Origin of the sequence: Streptomyces sp. NPDC007095 (assembly GCF_040634475.1) — a bacterium.
Classification (GTDB): domain Bacteria; phylum Actinomycetota; class Actinomycetes; order Streptomycetales; family Streptomycetaceae; genus Streptomyces.
In genome coordinates this window covers 1-2,227 of sequence record NZ_JBEYFS010000484.1, presented here as the reverse complement: position 1 = coordinate 2,227, position 2,227 = coordinate 1, and the positions used below count along the sequence as shown (strand labels likewise).

General features: G+C 76.7%; 2 pseudogenes. Both read left to right on the top strand.

The annotated features are described in order from the left end of the window. Nucleotides 1-83 precede the first annotated feature (83 nt). Nucleotides 84-470: pseudogene (locus ABZ656_RS57580) on the top strand (FtsX-like permease family protein); the annotation flags it as partial. A gap of 1 nt (nucleotide 471) precedes the next feature. Then, nucleotides 472-2,227: pseudogene (locus ABZ656_RS57575) on the top strand (ABC transporter permease); the annotation flags it as partial.

Below are 2,227 nucleotides of genomic sequence, written 5' to 3'. Positions count from 1 at the left end.
GGGCTCCTCGACGGGTTGCGGCTCGGAGAATCGTCCCGTTCGGGACTGGGTGGAGAGTTGGGCCTGAGCGAACGCCAGGGCCCGCTCGGGCCCTCGCCGCGGGCGGCTTCGCGGTGGGCACCGCAGGCTCCCGGCGCGAGCGGTCCGCGGAGTTCGCCGTGCTCCGGGCCCTGGGCGCGGGCCGCCGGGAACTCGCCCGGCTGGTCGCCGTGGAGCAGGGCCTGCTCATCGGGGCCGGTCTGCTCGCCGGCCTCGGCCTCGGCACCGTGCTGACCCGGGCCGTCGTGCCCCTGATCGTGCTGACCCCGGAGGCCGCGCGGCCGGTCCCCCGCGTCCTCGTCGAACTCCCGGTGTCCCAGGTGGCGCTGCTCCTCGTGGGCATCGCGGCCCTGCCCCTGCTGATCAGCGCCGCGACGGCGGTGCGCCGCGCCGACCCGGCGGTCGCGCTCCGCCACCAGGGGGACAGCTGAGATGGCCTGGTGGAGGCAGCGCACGGAGCGCGGTGTGGCGCCCTGGGTGCGTACGCGGCTGCGGACCGCCCCCGGGGCGGCCGTCGCGTTCGGAGTGCTCGTGCTGGTCACGGCGTTCCTCGCGGCGGTGCTGCCGCGGGCCCTTGACGCGTATGAGACGAAAGGGCTGCGGCAGGAGATCGCGAGCGCGCCCCCGGCCGCCACCTCGGTGGAACTGAGCGCGCCGCAGCCGGGGCTGGAGATCGCGCAGTCCAGCCGGGAGAAGGCGGTGCGGCCCCCGGCGCTCTCGGCCGTCCGACGCGCGGCGCTGGCCGGGCTGCCCGCGCCGCTGCGGGCGGACACCACGGAGTCGGCCTACGGGGTGCGGACCTCCAAGAGCCTCGTCGGACTGAATCACTGGCTGCCGGTGATCAACGCGCCGCCCCGTTTCACACTGGTCGCGCAGTCGGGACTCGCCGACCACGCCACCGTACGCAGCGGACGGCTCCCCACCGCCGCCGGGGAGGTGACGGCGGACACCAGGAAGGTCGAGGCCGCCGTGACCGAGGCGACCGCCCGGACGCTGCGGCTGCGCGTCGGTTCCGTCATCGACGTGGACGGCTTCGGGGGCGCACCGCTGGCCGTGCGGATCACCGGGATCGTGGAGCCCCGGCATCCGCAGGGCGGTTACTGGTCCGCGAAGCCGGTCCTGCGCACCCCGGGCGTGACCGCGGACGCCCCCGTCCCGCCGCAGTTCTACTGGGACGCGGGCCTGCTGCTGGCGCCCGGCGCCGCCCCGGTACTGCTCGGCAGCCAGGGGCAGCCGGAGCTGTACTGGCGCTTCGCCCCCGCCACCGGACGGCTCACCGCACAGGACGTCCCGGCGCTCGTCTCCCGGATCGCCTCCCTGGAAGGCGGGCCAGAGCTGCTGCGGATGCGCGAGATCGCCGGGAGCACCGCGGCCGTCAGCACCGACCTGGAGACGGTCGTCGGCTCCTACACGACGACCCGTGCGGCGATCACACCCGTCGTGGCGGTCGGCACGTTCGGGATCGGCGCGGTCGCCGCCGTCGTCCTGGTCATGGCCGGCGGACTGGTCGCCGTCCGCCGGGCCACCGAACTCGCCCTGCTGCGCGCGCGGGGCGGCTCGCTGCGCGGGATCGCCGGACGGCTCCTCGCCGAGACCGCGGTCGTGGCGGTGCCAGCGGCCGCCGCCGGTCTGCTGCTCGCCGTACTCACCGTCGACGAGGCCCGGCTCCTGCCCGCCGTGCTCGGGGCGTCCGCCGTCGCGCTCCTCGCCTGTGCCGTACTGCCGGTGCGGGCGGTCGTGGCGCACCGCAGGCCGCGGGCGCACGCGGAGCGCGACGATCTCGCCCAGGCCAGGCCCGGCAGGCGCCGCACGGTCGCCGAACTCACCGTGCTGGTGCTGGCCGTCGGCTCGGTCGTGGCGCTGCGGCGGCGCGGCGCGTCCAGCACGGGCGACTTCCTGGTGAGCGCGGCTCCGGTCCTGGTCGGGCTGATCGCGGCGCTGGTGCTCGTACGGCTGTATCCGCTGCCCCTGCGGTGGGCCGCCCGCCCGGCCGCGCGAGGGCGCGGGGTGGTCGGTTTCCTGTCGCTGGCCCGCGCGGGCCGCTCCTCGACGGTGGGCGTCGCGTTGCCGCTGCTGGCACTGCTGCTGGCCCTGACGACGGCGGCGTTCGGGGGTCCCGTCAGCGGCCCGGGGCAGCAGCCCCTGCTGCTCCGGCCGGACAACCACGCCGAAGGACTGACCGTACTGC